Origin of the sequence: Jannaschia sp. W003 (genome assembly GCF_025144335.1) — a bacterium.
Taxonomy (GTDB): Bacteria; Pseudomonadota; Alphaproteobacteria; order Rhodobacterales; family Rhodobacteraceae; genus Jannaschia.
The window spans coordinates 233,305-253,359 of the sequence record NZ_CP083539.1 but is presented as its reverse complement, the minus strand read 5'-3'; the positions used below and the strand labels follow the sequence as shown (position 1 = coordinate 253,359).

Sequence of the window (20,055 nt, the reverse complement as noted above, 5' to 3'; positions counted from 1 at the left end):
CCAGTCTAGCACGGACGGGGCGGGCGGGGCCGGGCCGCCGTTCCCCTCAGTTCCGCAGCACCAGCCTGAACGCCGCGGAGGCGCCGCAGCCGGCGGCGATGGCGATCAGGAGCGACAGGAGGCCGTAGGCCAGAGGCTGGTCGTGGGCGAGGGCGTGGATCCACCGCTCCAGCCCCACCTTCCGCACGAAGATCGAGGTCGCGTAGCTGTCCACCACGCGGCCCTCGCGGGTGAGGAAGATGCGGGTGGCGTAGTCTCCTTCCGTCAGCGCGGCGGGCAGGGCGATGGTGGTCGAGAACAGGGTGTCGTCGCGCAGCTGCACGGTGTTCGGGGCCGTGGCATACAGGCCCGCGGCCTCGCGCACCCGGATCAGCGCCGACAGGAACTCCGGCGCGTCGGCGGCCGCGTCCGCCACGCCCACGGCGCGGATCGCGAGGCGCGGCGAGATGCGCCAGCGCTGGTCCTCGGTGCGGGTGAGCACGTCGCGCAGGGGCGCCGAGGTGGCCACCGCGTAGAACGAGGGCGCGCGGTCCACCTCCACGCCCTCGACGTTGACCCAGATGCCCAGGCGCCGCGCCTTGCGGCGCACCGTGAGCGGCTCGCCCGGGCCGGCGACGGTGACGATGATGCCCAGCCGGCCGTCGGGCGGGGCGGGGGCGTCGCGCTTCACGGCGCCGAAGACGAGGATCTCGGAGCCGTCGAACGAGGTCGAGATCGAAACGCGGTCCTGGCTGAGGGCGGCGACCACCTCCTCGTCGGCCGCCGCGGGCAGGGCGAGGGCGAGGAGGGCGAGGAATGCCGCGCGGATCAATGCCCCCCCTCCGCGGCGATGGAGTAGAGCTCGGCCGGCTCGAGCAGGAGGTCGAGCGCCAGCTTGCCGCAGACCGCCAGCACCATGGCAGCGAGCAGGATGCGCAGCTGCTCGGCCTTGAGCTTGGTGCCGATGCGCGTGCCCACCTGCGCGCCGATCACCCCGCCGAGCAGCAGGAGCACGGCGAGCACCATGTCCACCGTGTAGTTGGTGGTGGCGTGGAGGAGGGTCGCGAAGGCGGTCACGAAGATGATCTGGAACAGCGATGTCCCGACCACGACCTTGGTGGGCATGCCGAGGATGTAGATCATCGCGGGCACCATGATGAAGCCGCCGCCCACGCCCATGATCGCCGCCAGCACGCCCACGGCGAGCCCCACGCCGAAGGGCGGGATCGCCGAGATGTAGAGGCCCGAGGTGCGGAACCGCATGCGCAGCGGCATGGTCTGCACCCAGGTCCGGCCGCGGCGGACGGGACGGTGCGGGACGGGACCGGTGCGCCGGGCGCGTCGCAGGGCGCCGAGGCTCTCGACGAACATCAGCCCGCCGATCACGCCGAGGAACACCACGTAGCTTAGCTTCACCAGCAGGTCGACCTGGCCTTGCGCGCGCAGCACGTTGAAGAGCTGCACCCCCAGCGCCGCCCCCACGAGGCCGCCCGCCAGCAGCACCAACCCCATGCGGAAATCCACGGTCTTGCGCTTGAGGTGGGCCAGCACGCCCGAGAAGCTGGAGGCCACGATCTGGTTGGCCTCGGTGGCCACGGCCACGGCAGGCGGGATGCCGATCATGAACAGCAGCGGCGTCATCAGGAAGCCGCCGCCCACCCCGAACATTCCCGACAGAACGCCCACCATCCCCCCCAGCCCGAGGAGCAGGAAGGCGTTGACCGAGACCTCGGCGATGGGGAGGTAGATCTGCACGCGGCGCCTCCGTTGCCCCTCGCGGTCCAGTGACCGCACGGTGGGGCGGCTGTCAAACGCCCCGGCGGGGACGGGCCGCCGCCGCCGACCCCGTGCGGCCCGCCGGCCTCACGGCCCCAAGGCCTAGCCGCGCAGCATCCGGCGCAGCACCCGCTCCAGCTTGGCGGCGCCCACGGGGGCCATGGCCTTGGTGTGGTCGTGGCAGATCGCCTCGGCGGACAGGCCCGCCGCCATGTTCGTCACTACCGAGACGCCCGCGACGCGCAGCCCCAGGAAGCGCGCCAGGATCACCTCGGGCACCGTGGACATGCCCACCGCATCCGCGCCGAGGGTGCGCAGCGCGCGGATCTCGGCGGGGGTCTCGAAGGAGGGGCCGGAGTACCAGGCGTAGACGCCCTCGGGCATGGCGATGCCCTCGGCCTCGGCGGCGGCGCGCAGGCGGGCGCGCAGCCCGGGGTCGTGGGCGTCGGTCATGGGCACGAAGCGCGCGTCGGTCGGCTCGCCGATCAGCGGGTTGAGGCCCGAGAAGTTGATGTGATCCGACAGCAGCATCACCGAGCCGGTGGGCATGTCCTCGCGCAAGGAACCTGCGGCGTTGGTGACGACCAGCTCGGGCACGCCCAGGGCATGAAGCACCTCTAAGGGAAGGCGCATCGCGTCCGGGCGCCCGTTCTCGTAGTAGTGCGCGCGGCCCCCCAGCACGGCGACGCGCGTGCCCTCCAGGGTGCCCACCACCAGCTTCGGCGCGTGGCCCGAGACGCCGGCGTGGGGGAAGCCGTCGAGCGCGTCGTAGGGGATCGAGACGCCGTCCACCGCGTCCGCCAGGTGCCCCAGCCCCGAGCCGAGGATCAGCCCCAGCGCCGGGGCCTCGGCGCCCGCCTGCGCGCGGACGAGGGCGGCGAGGTCGTCAGCTTTCCTTGACATAGGGCTCGCCCCCGGCACGCGGCGGGATGGCGCGGCCTACGAAGCCGGCCAAGATCACGACCGTGAGGATGTAGGGCAGCGCCTGCATGAACTGGGTGGGGATGTCGAAGCCGCCCACGTCGATGTTCTGGTAGCGGTTGCCGACCGCCTCCAGGAGGCCGAACAGGAGGCACGCCCCCAGCGCGTACCACGGGCGCCACTTGGCGAAGATCAGGGCGGCCAGCGCGATGAAGCCCCGGCCCGCCGACATCTCCTTGACGAAACCCGCGCCGAGCGCGGTGGCGAGGTGCGCGCCGGCGATGCCGGTGAGGACGCCGCAGATCATGACGGCCGCATACCGCAGGCCGACCACGCTGACGCCGGCAGTGTCCACGGCGGCGGGGTTCTCGCCCACGGCGCGCAGGCGCAGGCCGAAGCGGGTGCGGAACAGCACCCACCACGTCAGGGGCACGATGGCGAGGGCGATGTAGACCAGGATCGAGTGGCCCGAGAGGAGGTCGGAGTAGACCGGCCCCAGCACCGGCACGTCGCGCACGGCGTCCGCGAAGGGCAGCTCCACCTCGCCGAAGCGGGCCGGGCCGGCGAGGGCGGGGGTGCGCCCGCCGAGCGAGAACCACGTCTCGCCCACCACCACGGTCATGCCCGAGGCGAGGAAGTTGATGGCGACCCCGGAGATCAGCTGGTTGCCCCGGAAGGTGATCGAGGCCAGCCCGTGGATCGCCGCCAAGACCATCGCCGCGCCGATGCCGGCCAGCAGGCCCAGCCAGGCCGAGCCGGTGGCGTAGGCGGCGGCAGCCGAGAAGAAGGCAGAGGCCAGCATCTTGCCCTCGAGCCCGATGTCGAAGATGCCCGCGCGCTCCGAGAAGAGCCCGGCGAGGCAGGCCAGCAGCAGCGGCGTGGCGAGCCGCAGGGCGCTGTCGAGGATCTGGATCAGGTCGGCGAAGTCCATGGCGGATCCTTCAGGGCTCGGCGCGGTGGACGGGGTCGTTGTCCGCGCCCCGGGGCGAGGTCGGCTCGGGAACGGCGGCCGCGGCGGCGGGACGGCCGCGGCGGCGGGCCACGAAGAAGCCCTCGAGGGGCCGGCGCACCATGCCGTCGAGCGCGCCGGTGAACAGGATCACGAGCGCCTGGATCACGATCACCAGCTCGCGGGTGATGGCGGGACGCTCGAACTCCAGCTCCGCGCCGCCCTGGTAGAGCACGCCGAAGAGGAGGGCGGCCAGGATCACGCCCACGGGGTGCGACCGGCCCATCAGCGCCACCGCGATGCCCACGAAGCCCGCGCCCTGCACCGGGTCGATCACGAGGCGCTCGGCCTCGCCCAGCACGGCGTTGGTGGCCATCATGCCGCACAGGCCGCCCGAGATCAGCATGGCGATCATGGTGATGCGCACGGGGCTGATGCCGGCGTAGAGCGCGGCCGGCCCGGACAGGCCGAAGGCACGGATCTCGTAGCCCAGCCGCGTGCGCCAGATCAGCACCCAGACGAACAGCGCGGACAGGAGGGCGAGCGCGAACGAGACGTTGAGCGGCGTGGAGCGCGGGAAGCCGAGGAAGGGCAGGACGTCGGCTGCGTTCGGCAGGCGGACGGCTTCCGCGAAGCGCGCGGTCTCGGGCGAGCCGCCGGCGCCGGGGACCAGGAGGACGCGGGAGAGCAGGTAGACCATCAGCGCCGAGGCGATGAAGTTGAACATGATCGTGGTGATCACGATGTGGCTGCCGCGCCGGGCCTGCAGCCAGGCCGGGATCGCGGCCCATGCGGCGCCGAAGAGCGCGGCGGCCACGGCGGCGGCCACCAGCGCCACCGACCAGTGCGGCCAGGGCACCCAGAGCATCGCCAGCGCGACCCCGAGGCCGCCGATGGCCGCCTGCCCCTCGCCGCCGATGTTGAACAGCCGCGCGTGGAAGGCGACCGCGACGCCGAGGCCGGTGAAGATGAAGTTAGTGGTGTAGTAGAGCGTGTAGCCCCAGCCGTAGGCCGAGCCCACGGCCCCGTTCACGAGGATGCGCATCGCCTCGAACGGGTTCTCGCCGATGAAAAGGACCACGAGGCCCGACACGAACAGGGCCAGCACGAGGTTTAAGAGCGGGATCAGGAGGACGTCGACCCACTTCGGAAGGATGTCGCCGCTCATGCCGCGTCCTCCCGGTCGGCGGCTTCTTCGTCGACCGACTCGAACTCCGGTTCGTCCTCTGGGATGACGTCACGGATGACAGGGTTCGTCATTTCCTGTTCGATAAGCTCGGTAAGCGCCTCGCGGCGGGCCTCGTAGAATGCATGGAAGTCGTCGGCTTGAAGATGCTCGGGGTCGATCAGATGCGAGCGCAGGATCGCGTCCTGCGCTTCGTCCGACAGGCCCTGATTGTCGCGGAGGGCCGACAGGTACCTCGATGGGGCCTGCCCTCCTATCAGACGGTTGGAGCGTGCCGTCAGCGCGGTCTTGTTGACGATGCTGTCGTACTGACGCCAATCGAGCCCCTGCTTCTCGCACCAGGCCTTCGGAAAGATGTGATGAATGTCGATCGCCTCGTTGTGCACCGTGCTGAGGTCGAGCGGAGCACCGGTGACGAAGTCATAGCAGCCCCGTCCCATGAGCAAAGCGTGGATCGCCTTGTAGCCGGCACTGACCCGGCCGCGGAGCTGGTCCAGGCGGGCCTGCCGGAAGCTAGCCTCGCGGATGGAGCGCGGCTCCTCTCCCCCCTCGAGCCAGTCGAGGATCTCCAAGACGTCGCGCGCGATGCGGGTCTCGGTGGACGAGCCGTAGAGCTCTCCCAGCGAGGTCGCCCAGAACCAACGAGCGACAAGGTCCGCCTCGGGGGCGGAGAGCGGGCGGTTGTCCCGCGCTGCGAACAGCGCAGCGAGCGCTGTCCGCTGGGGCGGGTAGGGCACGTCCTTCGCGTAGAACACGCTGCGAGCGTTCAGGAACCGCGCAGCGGCCCCGAACCCGTCCTGTACAGTGTCGGCATGGGCTTCGTAGTCCTCCCGACGCAGGGCGAGCAGATCGCCCCGCTTGATGGACACCTGCGGCAGTTCCCGGCCGGTCTTGCCTTCCGTCTTGGCCGCGTCTCGGTCCCCGAGCGTGCGCAGGAAGGTCACCACCTGCAGAAAGCTCGTGCTGTCGATCTCTCGGTAGGGCTGGTCTCCCTTGAGGATGTGATGGGCCTGCCGGCCCTGATCGAACATGGCGGACCTTCGACGCTTCCAGTCCGCTCTCAGATCGAACGAGGAGGCGGCGAAGATAGCCGTGACCAGTTCGAAGGCATCGAGCTTCTTGCCGCCTACGTTCACCTTTTCGAACACGAGGCAGATCGCCTCGCGGCTGTTCGATCGATCCAGCGTAATCACCGGCATCTTGTAGTAGCGGATGGCCTCGAGGATGCCTTTCACCGAATCCCGCAGGGGCCGTCCGTCCGCCCCCCAGGCATCGTTCCAAGCGTCCCACCACCCTGCTTCGTCGAAGATGCGGTCGAGGGGGAACATCCGAGCGTCGATCTCTCGCTCACGGCTGGACAGATCTTGGTCCACGTCGCGGGCGAAGTTGCTCCGGCGAACGCGATCTGCGGGAAACCCCTCGATGCAGTCTACGATGTCCGCGCCAGCTTCCGCGGCCCGCACCATGTCCAGGTAATAGTGACGGTCCACTTCCCGGCGGCGCGCATCGCGGGTGCGGACCGGATCGCTGGACCACAGCGCCTGGAACAGGGAGGTGATGCGCTGCTGACCGTCGAGGAGAAGCGTGCGCGGTGCCCTAGCGCCTTTCGAGCCCTCCACTGGGCGGGGCGCGAACTCGACCTCCCCACCTGTCTCCAGAGCGAGGAGGGCGCCCACGGGAAAGCCGCGGGCCAGAGAGGCGATGATGCCGCGCACGTCGCTATCGTCCCAGACGTAGCTGCGTTGGAAGTCGGGCAACTGAAGCTCTCCGTCGCTCGCCGCCTTGAGCAGATCTCTCAGCTCCTCCGGGTTGGTCCTGAACATCAGACCGCATCCCCCGTCATGCCCGCCATCAGGAGGCCCAGCTCGCCCTCGTCGGTCTCCGAGGGCAGGCGCTCGCCCATGATGCGGCCGTCGAACATCACGGCGATGCGGTCCGAGAGGCCCATGATCTCGTCGAGCTCCACGGAGACCAGCAGGATCGCCTTGCCGCGGTCGCGCAGGGCGACGATCTGCTGGTGGATGAACTCGATGGCGCCGATGTCGACGCCGCGCGTGGGCTGGCCCACGAGCAGGAGGTCGGGGTCGCGCTCGATCTCGCGGGCGAGCACGATCTTCTGCTGGTTGCCGCCCGAGAAGCTGCGGGCGTGGAGCGCGGGGTTGGGCGGGCGCACGTCGAAGCGCTCCATCTTCTCGACGCAGTCGCGCTTCATGGCGGCGTGGTCCATGAACAGGCCGCGACTGTAGTCGGGCCGGTCGTGGTAGCCGAAGGCCACGTTCTCCCAGGCGTGGAAGTCCATGATGAGGCCCTCGCGCTGGCGGTCCTCGGGGACGTGGGCGATGCCGCGCAGGCGGCGGGTGCGCGCGTCCGAGGCGTGGCCCGTCAGGTCGATCTCCTGGCCGTTCACGCGGATCGTGCCCGTTCCTGTCGCGTAGCCGCCCAGCACCTCCAGCAGCTCCGACTGGCCGTTGCCGGCCACGCCGGCGATGCCGAGGATCTCGCCGGCCTGGATGCGCAGGTCGATGCCTTTAAGGCGCTCCACCCCCTGCTCGTCGCGCACGTGCAGGTCCCGCACCTCGAGCACGGTGTCGCCGGGCCGCGCGGGCGTCTTCTCGACGCGCAGCAGCACCTTGCGGCCCACCATCAGCTCGGCGAGGTCGGCCGGCGAGGTCTCGGCGGTCGACACGGTGGCGGTCATCTCGCCGCGGCGCATCACGGAGACGGAGTCGGTCACCTCCATGATCTCGCGCAGCTTGTGGGTGATGAGGATGATCGTCTTTCCCTGGTCGCGCAGCCCGCGGAGGATGCGGAACAGGTGGTCGGCCTCGGCCGGCGTCAGCACGCCCGTGGGCTCGTCCAGGATCAGGATGTCGGCCTCGCGGTAGAGGGCCTTGAGGATCTCCACGCGCTGCTGGAAGCCGACGCTCAGGTCCTCGACCACGGCGTCGGGGTCGACGTCCATCTCGTAGTCGTGAGCCAGCTCGGTCAGCAGCTTGCGGGCGCGCGCCAGCGAGGGCCGCAGCATCGGGCCATCCTCGGCGCCGAGGATGACGTTCTCGAGCACGGTGAAGTTCGGCACCAGCTTGAAGTGCTGGAACACCATGCCGATGCCGGCGTCGATGGCGTCCTGGCTGGTGTGGATCTCGGTGCGCCGGCCGCCGACGAACACCTCGCCGCGGTCGGCGCGGTAGAAGCCGTAGAGGATCGACATCAGCGTCGACTTGCCGGCGCCGTTCTCGCCGATGATGCCGTGGATCGTGCCGCGCCGCACGGCGAGCGCGATGTCCTTGTTGGCCTGCACGGGGCCGAAGCTCTTGGAGATGCCGCGCAGCTCGAGGGCGAGGTCGTCGTCCCCCGGCCGGGGCGCACCCCCGGCGGTCATTCGCTCTCCACGAAACCGGCGACGCGCGCGAGGCCGTCCTCGCCCATGACCCCGATGTACCGCAGTTGGGCGAAGGGCTCGCCGCCCCTGTCCAGCCGTGCGCGTACCATGGCGGTGCCGTGGGTCACCTCGGGGCTGCCGAGGGGCAGCAGCACCGCGTCGGGCAGGTTCTGCCGGAAGATCGAGAGGTACTGCGCCATGCCGTCCGCGCCCCGGAAGGGGGCGGGGGCGTGGGGGTCCTCGTAGAGGAACGAGGCCGCGAGGGCCTCGTCCAGGATCGCGGCGCGGGCGTCCGCGTCGGCCTCGTTCCAAGCCGACAGGAGCTGCACCAGCGTCTCGCCCGCGCCGCCTGCCATCAGATGTCGACCGGGCAGGAGTTGTCGGTGAGGTAGTCGTGCACCTCGATCTCGCCCGAGACGATCTTCTGCTTCGCCTCCTCGACGGCGGCGACCATGTCCTCGTTCACCAGATCGGCGTTGTTCTCGTCCATGGCGAAGCCGACGCCGTCGTTCTCGAGGCCCATGACCTCGATGCCGGCTTCCAACTCGCCCGCCATGGCCTCGCTGAACGTGTCGTACACGGCGTTGTCGACGCGCTTGACCATCGAGGTCAGCACCGAGCCGGGATGGAGGTAGTTCTGGTTCGAGTCGACGCCGATCGACTTGATCCCCTCGTCCGAGGCAGCCTGCAGCACGCCGATGCCGGTGCCGCCCGCGGCGGCGAACACCACGTCCGCGCCCTGGGAGATCTGCGAGCGGGTGAGCTCGGCGCCCTTCACGGGGTCGTTCCAGGCCGACGGCGTAGTGCCGGTCATGTTGACGATCACGTTGATGTCCGGGTTCACGGCCTTGGCGCCTTGCGCGTAGCCGCAGGCGAACTTCGAGATCAGCGGCACGTCCATACCGCCCACGAAGCTGACGGTGCCCGTCTCGGAGGCCATCGCGGCCATCATGCCCACGAGGTAGGAGCCTTCGTGCTCCGAGAAGACGATCGACTTCACGTTGGGCTGGTCGACCACCATGTCCACGATCGCGAACTGGGTGTCGGGGTAGTCGGGGGCGACCTGCTCCAGGGTGGAGGCGTTGGCGAAGCCCAGCACGACCACGGGGTTGGCGCCGCGGTCGGCCATGCGGCGCATGGTCTGCTCGCGCTGCGCCTCGTTGGCGAGCTCGGTCTCGGAGTACTCGCCACCGGTCTCCTCGACCCAGCGCTGCGCGCCGTTGTAGGCGCTCTCGTTGAACGACTTGTCGAACTTGCCGCCCAGGTCGATGATCAGGCCGGGCGTGGCGGAGTGGGCGTCGGCGAGGGCGGCGCCGGCCGACAGGGCGAGGCCCGCGGTGGCGGCCATCAGCATGTGCTTGACGGTCATGTGGTTCGTCTCCCGTTGGGTGGTGCGGGCCCGTTGGCCGGCCCGTGCATGGGCGGATTTAGGCCGCAGCCGCGCGGGAAGGTCAACCGGATGTTCCGGGCGCCGCGTCCCCGCCGAGCACCCGGCGCAGCACCAGCGCATCGGTGCCCGCATAGTAGCCGCGGCGCCGCCCGGCCTCGCGCCAGCCTGATGCGACGTAGAGCGCGCGGGCGGGGGCATTCGCCTCGGACACCTCCAGGAACGCCTCGGCGGCGCCCCGGGCGCGGGCGGCGTCCTCGAAGGCGGCGAGAAGCGCGCGGGCGCGGCCCTCGCGGCGGCGTTCGGGGGCGACGGCGAGGGTCAGCAGCTCCGCCTCGCCCGCCACCGCGCGGCCGAGGGCGAAGGCGTCGTCGTCTCCAGCCGCGAATCCGAGGGGGTCGTGGAGGGCGGCGCGGATCGCGGCCTCGCTCCAGCGCTCGGGGCCGCGGAAGCAGCGGGCGTGGAGCGCGGCCCACGCCGCCGCGTCAGGCATCCGGGATGATCCGCGGCGGCGGGTCGGAGCGGGGCAGGGCGTCGGCCTCGCGCCCGTAGAGCGGCGCGGGCCGGGGGCGCCCGGGCGCGGCGCGCGCGGCGGCGATGCGGGCGATGGACTGGGCGAGGGGACGGGCCGGCACCGCCTCGATGCCGTTCACCGCGGCGCCCGCGGCGCGGCGGGGCCAGCCCTCTGGCCAGGGGGCGCCCGCTTCCAGCAGCATCTGCCCGCCGCGCCAGCCGACGTGCATGGCGCCGCGCGGGGCGGCCACGGCGACGGGGGTGTCCTCGTCCGGGGCGAGGGCCTCGAAGGCGCTCACCCCCTCGCAGGGGATGCGGAGGCCCAGCGCCAGCCCCCGGGCCGCGGCCACGGCGATGCGGATGCCGGTGAAGTTGCCGGGGCCGACGCCCACGCCGAGGGCGTGGAGGTCGTCCCACGCCGCCCCGGCCTCGCGCAGGAGGCCGTCCAGCAGCGGGAACAGCGCCTCGGCCTGGCCGCGCGCCATCGCCTCGAAGCCCTCGGCCACGACGCGGTCCCCCGACACGAGAGCGGCCGCGCAATGCGCGGCCGCCGTGTCGAAGCCCAGTGTCAGTCGGTCAGACACCGACGGGGCGCACCTCGACCACCTCGGGGATGTAGTGCCGCAGGAGGTTCTCGATGCCCATCTTCAGGGTCATCGTGGACGAGGGGCAGCCCGCGCAGGCGCCGCGCATCTGCAGGTACACCACGCCCCGGTCGAAGCCATGGAACGTGATGTCGCCGCCGTCCTGCGCCACGGCAGGGCGCACGCGGGTGTCCAGCAGCTCCTTGATCTGGCCCACGACCGCGTCGTCGGCCTCGTCGTGGTTCGAGCCGTGGGCCGCCTCCATCGCGCCCTCCATGACCGGCTCGCCGGACTGGAAGTGCTCCATGATGGCGCCGAGGATCGCGGGCTTCACGTGGTCCCAGGCCACGCCCTCGTCCTTGGTCACGGTCACGAAGTCGCCGCCGAGGAACACGCCCGAGACGCCGTCCACGCCGAACACGCGGCGGGCGAGGGGCGAGGGCGCGCCGCTCTCGGGGGTGGGGAAGTCCGCGGTGCCGCTGTCGAGCACGCTCTGTCCGGGCAGGAACTTGAGCGTGGCGGGGTTCGGGGTGGTCTCGGTCTGGATGAACATGGGGACGCCTCCGGGTCGGCCCTCTATGTGCGGAGCCGGCCCGGGGGAGTCAAGGTTCTGGAACCGTTCTAAAACGCGCGGTGGCCCCCGCGGAGGCCGCCGCGGAGCCTCAGTCGCGGCAGTCGAGCGTCACCACGGCGCCGCGCACCTCCTCGGGCACCGCGCCGCGCACCGCCGCCGAGGGGCGGGCATCGGTGGCGAAGTCGATGCCGCTGTCGCGCAGCCAGTCCACGGCCCGCTCGACGCCGACCATCGCGTCGATCTCGCCGGGGCGCACGGTGCCCACCACGCGGCCGTCGTCGCCGATCAGCGGCGTGCCGGCGATGCCGTTGCCGCGCAGCACGGCGGAGTGATCGACCAGCTCGTTGGCGCGGCGCGCGCCGACCCGGCCGCGCGCCTCGCGCAGGGCGCCGTTGCCGGGGCGGAACGACACCGCCGAGACCGGGGTGCCCTCGGCGGGCGCCTCGGGCGCGAGGCGCAGCCACGGCCCCGAGCGGCCCCCGTCGGCGGTGAACACCGCGAAGCCCTGGCCCACGGCAACGCGGCGCAGGAGGGGCCCGCCCTGCACGCCGATGGCGCGGCAGGCGTTGGCCATGGGCTCGGTGGAGAGGATGTCGGAGGGGTTCACGTAGAAGCCCGTGGCGAACACGCGCTCGGGCTCCGCGGCGGGCGGCGGCAGGGCGAGGTCGCGCTCGCGCTCGCGCGCCGCGCGCTCCGCCTCGCGGCGCTCCTCCTCGGCGCGTAGGGCCTGCTCGACGCGCCGCTCGGTGCGCTCGAGCGAGCCGTCCATGAGGCCGCCGAGAACGGAGCCCACGGCGGCCACGGCGAAGCCCTCGCCGCCCGGCTCGGCGACGGGGCTCTCGGGCGCGCGCCCCGAGGCGCCCAGGAGGTCGGCCAGCGTGCCGTCCGGCCCCACCGCAAGGTTCGCGTAGGGCTCGCGTGAGACGCTGGAGAGGATCAGGAGCGCGCGGGCGAGGTTGGCGTCGTCGGCCACGATCACGTGGGTCAGCCAGCGCGCGCCGCCGTCGTAGCTGTCGGAGCGCACGTAGGCGTTGCGCCCGCCGCGCAGCTTGGCGCCGGTGACCAGCAGGCCCGGGGCCTCGCGCTCCAGCGGCTCGGCGCCGCGCTGGCGGTCGGCGAGCACGGCGTCGTGGATCTCGCGCGGGCGCTCGGGCGAGGTGCTGACGAGCAGGATCAGCCCGGCGTCCTCGGTGGCGAAGCGGATGTCCTCGGCGGTCTCGTCGCGGCGCAGGATCGCCTCGGGGCGCAGGTGCCAGACCCCCGCGTCGCGGCGCGACACCACCTGCCAGCCGCTGGCCCGGCGCTCGCGCTCGTAGGCGTCGAGCAGGCGCTTCACGGTGTCCCAGGTGACCACGTCGCCCCGGCCGAACCGGTCCTGGAACCGGGCGAGGGCCTCGCGGCTGCCCGCGCCCCACAGCCCGTCGATGGAGGCGTCGTAGCTGCCCGCGAGGGTCAGCGCGGCCTGCATGATCCGCACCTCCTGCCGGTCCAGCGCGCCGGGGTCGAACGGGGCGTCGAGGCGGACCTGCGCCGTGGCGGGCGCGGTCGCGAGCGCGGCGGCGGCGACGAGCGCGAGCGCGGCGAGGAGGGGTCGGAGCATGGCGGCGGTCCTCGGATGGTGGCGGTTAGGGGACGCGCCCGGGGGCGGAGTGGTTCCCCCCGGGATGCGCCGTCGGGGGGGGACGCTAGCGCCCGGAACGCCGGGAGCGAAGGGCTATCGGATAGCGGGGGACGGCGCCCGGGGCCTAGCTGATCGCCTCGAGCTGCTCGCGGGTGAGGGTGCCGGGCACGATCGTCAGGGGAACGGGCAGGGTGCCGGAGGCCTTGGAAAGCTGGGTGACGAGGGGGCCGGGGTCGCCGCGCTCGGGCGCCGCGCCGAGGACGAGCACGCCGATCTGCGGGTCCTCGCGGACCTGGGCCAGGATCTCCTCGGCGGGCACGCCCTCGCGGATCACGAGGTTCGGCTCCACGCCGTGCTTCGAGCGCATCCACTTCGCGAACACCTCGAAGTGGGCGACGATGCGCTCGCGGGCGTCCTCGCGCATCACCTCGCCCACGCCGATCCAGTGGCGGAACTCGTCGGGCGGGATCACCGAGAGCACCTCCACGCCGCCGCCGGTCTTCTCGGCGCGCATGGAGGCGAAGCGCATGGCGTTGAGGCACTCGCGGCTGTCGTCCAGCACCACCAGGAACTTGCGCATCGTGCCTCCCCGCATCCTCGCCGGCGCACCATGGCGGGCGGGCGGGGGGCTGTCCACCGCGCCCGCGTCAGAGCGCGGCGCGCAGCACCCGCCCCCCGAGCCACGCCGCGGCGGCGCACAGGAGCTGGACGCCCGCGAGCCACAGGAGCGCGAGCGTGCCCGCGGCGGCGCGGGTGAGCCGCACCGTAACGCGGAACAGGCGCCCCTTGCCGAGGACGGCGGCGGTGCGCGCGGTGCGGGGCCCCATGGCCTCGGCCACGCGGGCGAGGCGGGCGGCATCCTCGGGGCCGTCCACGAGGGCCGCGAGGCGCAAGGCGTCCGCCGTGGAGGTGGCGCGGCGCACGCGGCTCATGTCGGCGGCGAGCGTCCCCAGTGCCGCGAGGCGGGCAGCGTCGGTCACCTCGTCCAGCGTCGCGCGCCCGGCGGCGAAGGCGGGCAGGCGCCCCCACGCCACCGGCAGGTCGAGCTGGCGGGTGAGCGCAGGGGTCAGCGTGCCCATGCGCCGGGCGAGCCGCAGGAGCCCCGCGCCCGCCTTCACCGCCGCGCTGCCGCCGCCCGAGGCCAGCAGCGCCCCGGTCGCCCCCAGCCCCACGAGGGCCAGCGCCACGTCGAGCCGGTCCACCTCGGCGCCCTCGGCCCAGGTCACCCCGGCGCGGCGCAGGGCGTTCAGGTCGCCCAGCGGGGACAGCTCGAACGGCACCGCACAGGCGGCGATCTCGGCGGCCGAGCGGCACCGCGCGGCGTCGGCCATGCAGGCGGCGCAGGACGTGGCGGTGGCGAGCGCGCCGGCTTCGCGCGCGATCAGCGCCTCGGCCCCGGCGCGCGCGGCGGCGTCCACGGGGCGCCCGAGGTCGGCGGCCAGCTCCAGCAGCATCGCGGCGCGTTCGGCGTCCCCGGCGGCGACGGCCTCGCCCAGGGCGCCGGCGATCCACGCCTCGGACGCGGTGCGCCGCACCGCCCCTTCCAGCGCGAGAGCGAGCGCGCGGCCCTCGCGCTCCGCCCAGGGCGCGGCGAACGGGTTCGTGGCGAGGGCCGCGAGGAGGGCGGCAAGCGTAAGGAGCGTCGGCAGCGTGCGCAGCAGCGTCCGGACCCACCCGCGCCGGCGCGTCGGCGGCGGGCGCGGCGCCGCGGGCCGCGGCCCCGTGCGGTGGAGCGGCGGCTCGCGCCGCGGCGCGGTCATGCCGCCGACAGCGCCCAGTCCCAGTAGAGCTCGCGCGCCCGGCGGGTGATGGGGCCGACTTGGTACCGACGGTCGTCGAAGGCGGTCACGGGGGTGATCTTGGCGAGGTTGCCCGACAGGAACACCTCGTCGGCCTCCTCCACGTCGCGGAACGACAGCACCGCCTCGCGCACCTCCACGCCGTCGGCGCGCAGGTTCTCGATGTGGCGCGCCCGCGTGATGCCGGCGAGGAAGGTGCCGTTGGCCACGGGCGTCAGCACCACGCCGTCGCGCACGACGAACACGTTCGAGGTCGCGCTCTCGGCGACGTTGCCCAGGGCGTCCGCCACCAGCGCGTTGCCGAAGCCCTTGGCGCGCGCCTCGACCAGCATCCGGGCGTTGTTGGGATAGAGGCAGCCCGCCTTGGCGTCGCACACGGCGTCCTCCAGCACGGGGCGGCGGAAGCGGGTGCGGGTGAGCGTGGTGGCGGCCTCGGGCGCGGGCATCGGGACCGTCTCGAGGCACAGCGCGAAGCCGGTCTCCTCGGGCGAGGGCGCGACGCCGACGTCGGAGCCGTGGATCGCCCAGAACATGGGCCGCACGTAGACCGCCTCGCCGGGCGCGAAGCCCTCCAGCCCCTCGCGCGCGATCGCCTCGATCTCGACCGCCGACAGGGTGGGGCGGATCATCATCGCCTCGGCGGAGCGCACCACGCGGGCGCAGTGGCGGTCTAGGTCCGGCATCACCCCCTCGAAGCGCCGCGCGCCGTCGAACACGCTGGAGCCCTGCCACATGCCGTGGTCGGCCGCGCGCATCACCATCACGTCGCCGTCGTGCCAGCGGCCCTCGTGCCAGGTGCGGATCGTCTTGCCGAACGCCATCGCGGTGCTCCTCCCGATTCGGGCGCACCCTAGGAAGCGGGCCGGGGGGCGTCCAGCGCTCCCCGGCCCCACCGCGCGGTCAGGTCGGCGCGTCGCAGCGCGCGGTCACGAACACCTTGCCCTTCACCGGCTTGCGCCAGCTGATGCGCACGGTCTGCCGGTCGGAGCCCTGCTTGCCGGCGGCGTACGGCATGTCCCAGACTGTCGCGTTGTCCGCGTCGCGGATGCGCCCCTCGGGGAGCACCGCCTGCACCACCCGCGCCTCGCCGCCGAAGGGCAGGTAGTCGGTGAGGTCGAGGTCCCAGGTCGCGTCCGGGCTGCTCTGGACCAGGGGCACGGTTACCGGGTTCTGCGCCTGCCGGGTGACCGAGTGGAAGGTGTTGGAGTGGAACGCGACGTCGGCGTAGCGCCCGTGGTCGAGATCGGCGCGCGAGGTGTCCACCTTGTCGACCCGCGAGAGCGCCTCGCCCTTGATGGTCTTGAACGTGTTTCCGACCACCGTGAGGCCGTTGATGTAGTGCCCCGCGCCGAAGGGCTTGATGCGCAGCGGCGCGAAGCTGGAGGGCACGTTCGACGAGAAGATGATGTTGCCTAGGATCTGCAGGCCGCCGAAGCTCAGCTCCGAAGCGAACGCGGGGACGGGGTCGTACTCGTTGGTCCACTCGATCGTGCAGTTGTCCACGTAGTTCGCCTGGAACACCGTCTTGGCCTGCGCCTCGGCGAACACGATGCCGGCGGTGCGCGAGCCCAAGGACGTGTTGTCGCCCTGGAAGAAGTGGTTGCCGGTGACGATGTGCCCCGAGCCGGCCATCACCGCCCAAGTGCGGAACTTCACCGCCCGGTTGTTGCGGATCTTGCAGTCGTTCTTGTTGACGTTGAACCCGATCGTGTGCCGCGCGCCCACGTCCTGCCCGCCTTCGGTGCTCAGGAACTGGCAGCGGTCGATCAGCATCCCCTGGCAGCCCTCGGCGTGCGAGGTGAGGCCGCGGTCCTTGGGCCCGGTGAAGAAGCAGTCCTTCACGTGGAAGATCAGCCCCACGGGCGGCAGCAGGATGCCGCTGGCCTTGTCGGCGAGCAGGAACTCGATGTCCTGCAGCGTGAAGCGCTGGAGGTTCGCCCAGCCCGAGAAGTCGAACGCGTAGCGGAAGCGCCGAAAGGTGTAGGTCTGCGACGCGGGCGCCCCCCAGAGCGGCTGGCTGAGGTAGAGCTTCTGGCCCGACACGCTCTTGCCCGAGACGTAGACCTCGCGGCCCACGCCCGTGGAGGCGGTCACGAGGCTTCCCACCTCGATCGCGCTGACCTGCGCGACGTTGCGCAGCTCGCGCGGGGCCGAAGGCGAGTAGGAGCAGGACTCGGACCACGTGTCGGTGTCGAAGGCCGCGCCGCCCACCACGTGGATCTGGCCGTTCCGGATCTTGCGCTGGTTGGCGTAGGTGGTCTTGTCGCCCACCACCCCCTGCACGTCGAGGGGGCGCGTCAGCTCCACCCGGCGCCCGCACATGTCGAGCGTGTCGTGGTCGGTGAAGTCGAACAGCGCCTGCACCGCCCGCTCCAGCCCCTCCTGGTCGCCCCCGAACGCGTAGATGTAGGTGGGCAGGTCGTAGGAGCGCACCAGCGACAGGCGCTTCGAGGCGGGCATGTCGAGCGTGCCCACGAAGCGCACGGGGCTGCCGAGGGAAAGGTCGTCGGTGATCCGGTAGCGGCCCTCGGGCACTAGCAGCGTGCGCCCGCGCGCGGCGGCGTCGGCGGCGCGGAACGCGGCCGTGTCGTCCGCCAGCCCGTCGCCCCGCGCGCCGTAGTCGCGCACGTCCGCCACCGCGATCATGTCGCGCAGGAAGGCGCCGGTCACGTCCTCGACGCGGATGTCGTCGATCCGCACGACGCCGCCGTTCGGCCCCGAGAGGTCGAGGCCCACGTGGGCGTTGCGCACCCGGTCGTCCCAGGCCACGTCCACGCCGCCGCGCGCGCCGATTCCGACGATGCCCGAGACCTCGACCACCTCGCCGTAGGCAATCAGCTGCACCTCCGCCGCGCCCTGCGGCAGGCCGGCGACGCCCGCACCGTCCGCGCCCACCGGGAAGGCCGCGGCGCGCACCCGCGGCAGCGGCCCCGAGACCGCCTTCACCCGCGCCGAGACGCGCAGGTAGCAGCCCGGCTCCACCGGGGTGCGCACCATGTAGCGGATCTTCTGAGTGTCGAGCGTCTTCGACAGCTCGCAGCAGCCTCCGAAGTCCTGGTCGGCCGGCACCACCACCGCGTCGGTGCGGTTGGCGTAGCTGTCGTCGTCCGGCAGCCCGTCCTGGTTCGACCAGTCGTCCAGCCCGTCCAGCCACGGCTCCGGCATGAGCCGAATTCCCTCGGTGATCGCCTTGTTCATGCCCGGTCCCCGCGCCTGTGAGGGGCGGGCCGCGCCCGCCCGGAAGACGGGATTCCTCCGGGCGAGCGGTTCAGACGGGGTTAACGGACGGGAAGGGCGCGCTCAGACCGCCACGTCGGGCGCGCGCAGCAGCTCCACGCCGGCGATCCGCCACGCGCCGCCCATCCGCACCATGCGGTAGAGCAGCCGGTGCGGCTGCCCGGCGCCGTCCACGATCGTCACCTCCTGCGCCCAGATGCGCCCCTCGCCCTCGGAGCGGCCGTACTCGACGGTACCGGGGCGCCAGACCATCGGGTAACCCTGCCGAACCATCTGCCCGAACCGCTCGGGCGAGCCGAACATGCCCTGGATCATCGGCGCGGCGTAGGTGAACGCCTCGGCGAAGTCGTCGGCGCGGAACGCCTCGATCTGGCTGTCGATCACGCCCTGCACAGCATCCGGATCGGCGGCGGCGGGCGTGGCGAGGGCGAGGAGGGCGGCGGCGATCCAGTGGCGCATGACGGGTCTCCCTGAGGTCCCCTCCGAGCCTAAGGCGCCGCCCGCCCCGATCAAATCACGCCTTCGCCAACTCGCCCGCCAGCGCCCGGTCGATCAGCGCGGCCGTCTCCTCCACGCCGTAGAGCGCGATGAACCCGCCGAAGCGCGGCCCCTGATCGGCGCCCAGCAGCACCTGGTAGAGCGCGCGGAACCAGTCGCGCATGGGATCGAAGCGCTCGCGCCCGATCTCGTAGACCACGCCCTGCAGCGCCTCGTCGGTGCGCTCGCCGTCCCAATCCCGCAGGCGGTCGCGCAACGCTTCCAGCGCCTCGCGCTCGGGTTCCGAGGGCGGGCGGTAGGTCTTCGCCGGCTTCACGAAGTCGTTGTAGTAGCGCACCGCGCCCTCGGCCGCGCGGTCGAGCTGCGGGTTCGCCTCGGGGCTGGCGTCGGGCGCGTAGCGGCGGATGAAGCCCCAGAGCGTCTCCTTGCTCTCGGCGCCCGCCACGGAGGCGAGGTTCAGGAGCATCGTGAACGGCACCACCATGTCCGAGGCCGGCACGTCCCCGCCGTGGATGTGGTGCACCGGGTTGGCGGCCTGCTTGTCGGCGTCCTGCGAAGGGTACGCGCGGAGTTGCTGGTGGTACTCGTCCACCATCTTCGGGATCACGTCGAAGTGCATCCGCTTCGCGGTCTTGGGCTTGAGGTACATGAAGTAGCTCAGGGACTCGGTGGCCGCGTAGTGGAGCCACTCATCGATCGACAGCCCGTTGCCCGACGACTTCGAGATCTTGCCGCCCTCCGCATCCAGGAACAGCTCGTAGGTGAAGTGCTCGGGCGGCTTGGCCCCCAGCGTGCGGCAGATGCCGTCGTAGATCGGCGTATTGGTCGAGTGGTCCTTGCCGTACATCTCGAAGTCCACGCCGAGCGCCGCCCAACGGGCGCCGAAGTCGGGCTTCCACTGTAGCTTCACGTTGCCCCCCGTGACGGGCAGCGTCCACTCGCGCCCCTCCTCGTCGTCGAAGGTCACGGTGCCTTCCGCCCCGTCCACGTGCTTCATGGGCACGTAGAGCACGCGGCCCGTCTCGGGGTGGATCGGCAGGAAGATCGAGTAGGTCCGCTGCCGCTCCTCGCGCAGGGACTTCAGCATGATCGCCATGAGCGCGTCGTAGCGCTCGGCGCAGCGCCGCAGCACGTCGTCGAAGCGGCCCGAGCCGTAGAACTCGGTAGCCGAGATGAACTCGTACTCGAAGCCGAACGTGTCGAGGAAGCGGCGCAGCATCGCGTTGTTGTGGTGGCCGAAGCTCTCGTGGGCGCCGAACGGGTCTGGCACCGAGGTCAGGGGCCGCTGCAGGTGCCCCGTCAGCGCGTCCGGGTTCGGCACGTTGCCCGGCACCTTGCGCATCCCGTCGAGGTCGTCCGAGAAGCACACCAGCCGCGTGGGGATGTCCGAGATCGTCTCGAAGGCCCGGCGCACCATCGTCGTGCGCGCCACCTCGCCGAAGGTGCCCAGGTGCGGCAGGCCCGAGGGGCCGTAGCCCGTCTCGAACAGCACGTGGCCCTTCTCGGGCGGGGCCGCCTCGTAGCGTTTCAGCAGCCGGCGGGCCTCCTCGAACGGCCAGGCCTTGGACTTCAGGGCGGCGTCGCGCAGGGCGGTCATGGGCTCGGTCCTCTCGGGGGAAACGCGCCGTCCCTATTGCGGCAGTGCGGCA

At 72.2% G+C, this 20,055-nt stretch carries 19 protein-coding genes; all 19 read right to left on the bottom strand.

Translation table 11 applies throughout. The features are described from left to right. Positions 1–46: 46 nt before the first annotated feature. Positions 47–811: a TIGR02186 family protein gene (locus K3554_RS01105; protein ID WP_259942526.1), complete on the bottom strand. Its 765-nt coding sequence runs from the start codon at positions 809–811 to the stop codon at positions 47–49. Next, positions 808–1,734 (bottom strand): sulfite exporter TauE/SafE family protein, encoded by a 927-nt coding sequence (locus tag K3554_RS01100; RefSeq protein WP_259942524.1) that lies wholly within the window; start codon positions 1,732–1,734, stop codon positions 808–810. Before K3554_RS01100 ends, K3554_RS01105 begins: the two co-directional genes overlap by 4 nt. 123 nt (positions 1,735–1,857) lie before the next feature. After that, a complete protein-coding gene (locus K3554_RS01095; protein WP_259942522.1) occupies positions 1,858–2,658 on the bottom strand; it encodes a purine-nucleoside phosphorylase in 801 nt (266 codons plus the stop codon). Further along, a complete protein-coding gene (locus K3554_RS01090) occupies positions 2,642–3,607 on the bottom strand; it encodes an ABC transporter permease (protein ID WP_259942518.1) in 966 nt (321 codons plus the stop codon). The genes K3554_RS01095 and K3554_RS01090 overlap by 17 nt, the downstream gene beginning before the upstream one ends. A 10-nt stretch (positions 3,608–3,617) precedes the next feature. After that, complete coding sequence (locus K3554_RS01085; protein ID WP_259942516.1) at positions 3,618–4,793, bottom strand: ABC transporter permease; 1,176 nt, start codon at positions 4,791–4,793, stop codon at positions 3,618–3,620. Next, positions 4,790–6,634 carry a DUF262 domain-containing protein gene (locus K3554_RS01080; protein WP_259942513.1) on the bottom strand — a complete coding sequence of 615 codons (1,845 nt, stop codon included), beginning with the start codon at positions 6,632–6,634 and terminating at the stop codon, positions 4,790–4,792. The genes K3554_RS01085 and K3554_RS01080 overlap by 4 nt, the downstream gene beginning before the upstream one ends. After that, positions 6,634–8,193: an ABC transporter ATP-binding protein gene (locus tag K3554_RS01075; RefSeq protein WP_259942511.1), complete on the bottom strand. Its 1,560-nt coding sequence runs from the start codon at positions 8,191–8,193 to the stop codon at positions 6,634–6,636. Before K3554_RS01075 ends, K3554_RS01080 begins: the two co-directional genes overlap by 1 nt. Next, positions 8,190–8,549, bottom strand: coding sequence for a hypothetical protein (locus tag K3554_RS01070; RefSeq protein ID WP_259942508.1), 360 nt, complete (start codon positions 8,547–8,549; stop codon positions 8,190–8,192). Before K3554_RS01070 ends, K3554_RS01075 begins: the two co-directional genes overlap by 4 nt. Next, positions 8,549–9,562, bottom strand: a complete 1,014-nt coding sequence (locus K3554_RS01065; protein ID WP_259942506.1) for a BMP family protein — start codon at positions 9,560–9,562, stop codon at positions 8,549–8,551. Before K3554_RS01065 ends, K3554_RS01070 begins: the two co-directional genes overlap by 1 nt. A gap of 82 nt (positions 9,563–9,644) precedes the next feature. Further along, a complete protein-coding gene (locus K3554_RS01060) occupies positions 9,645–10,073 on the bottom strand; it encodes a GNAT family N-acetyltransferase (RefSeq protein WP_259942505.1) in 429 nt (142 codons plus the stop codon). Next, positions 10,066–10,677, bottom strand: coding sequence for a tRNA (adenosine(37)-N6)-threonylcarbamoyltransferase complex dimerization subunit type 1 TsaB (gene tsaB, locus K3554_RS01055; RefSeq protein ID WP_259942504.1), 612 nt, complete (start codon positions 10,675–10,677; stop codon positions 10,066–10,068). Before tsaB ends, K3554_RS01060 begins: the two co-directional genes overlap by 8 nt. Continuing rightward, positions 10,670–11,230 carry a NifU family protein gene (locus tag K3554_RS01050; protein ID WP_259942503.1) on the bottom strand — a complete coding sequence of 187 codons (561 nt, stop codon included), beginning with the start codon at positions 11,228–11,230 and terminating at the stop codon, positions 10,670–10,672. Before K3554_RS01050 ends, tsaB begins: the two co-directional genes overlap by 8 nt. Before the next feature lie 109 nt (positions 11,231–11,339). Next, positions 11,340–12,851, bottom strand: a complete 1,512-nt coding sequence (locus K3554_RS01045) for a serine protease (RefSeq protein WP_259942502.1) — start codon at positions 12,849–12,851, stop codon at positions 11,340–11,342. A gap of 145 nt (positions 12,852–12,996) precedes the next feature. Further along, positions 12,997–13,452 carry a universal stress protein gene (locus K3554_RS01040; protein WP_259942499.1) on the bottom strand — a complete coding sequence of 152 codons (456 nt, stop codon included), beginning with the start codon at positions 13,450–13,452 and terminating at the stop codon, positions 12,997–12,999. A 67-nt stretch (positions 13,453–13,519) separates the two neighbouring features. Continuing rightward, the gene (locus K3554_RS01035) at positions 13,520–14,632 is read right to left on the bottom strand and encodes a hypothetical protein (protein ID WP_259942497.1); all 1,113 of its coding nucleotides are present in this window, start codon (positions 14,630–14,632) and stop codon (positions 13,520–13,522) included. Next, a complete protein-coding gene (locus tag K3554_RS01030; RefSeq protein WP_259942495.1) occupies positions 14,629–15,492 on the bottom strand; it encodes a branched-chain amino acid aminotransferase in 864 nt (287 codons plus the stop codon). The genes K3554_RS01035 and K3554_RS01030 overlap by 4 nt, the downstream gene beginning before the upstream one ends. A 79-nt stretch (positions 15,493–15,571) precedes the next feature. After that, positions 15,572–17,869 (bottom strand): glycosyl hydrolase family 28-related protein, encoded by a 2,298-nt coding sequence (locus K3554_RS01025; protein ID WP_259942492.1) that lies wholly within the window; start codon positions 17,867–17,869, stop codon positions 15,572–15,574. A gap of 102 nt (positions 17,870–17,971) precedes the next feature. Next, entirely contained in the window at positions 17,972–18,367 is a 396-nt protein-coding gene (locus tag K3554_RS01020) for a DUF4864 domain-containing protein (protein WP_259942489.1), read from the bottom strand. Positions 18,368–18,422: 55 nt separating this feature from the next. Further along, a complete protein-coding gene (locus K3554_RS01015) occupies positions 18,423–20,003 on the bottom strand; it encodes a lysine--tRNA ligase (RefSeq protein ID WP_259942487.1) in 1,581 nt (526 codons plus the stop codon). Positions 20,004–20,055: the final 52 nt, after the last annotated feature.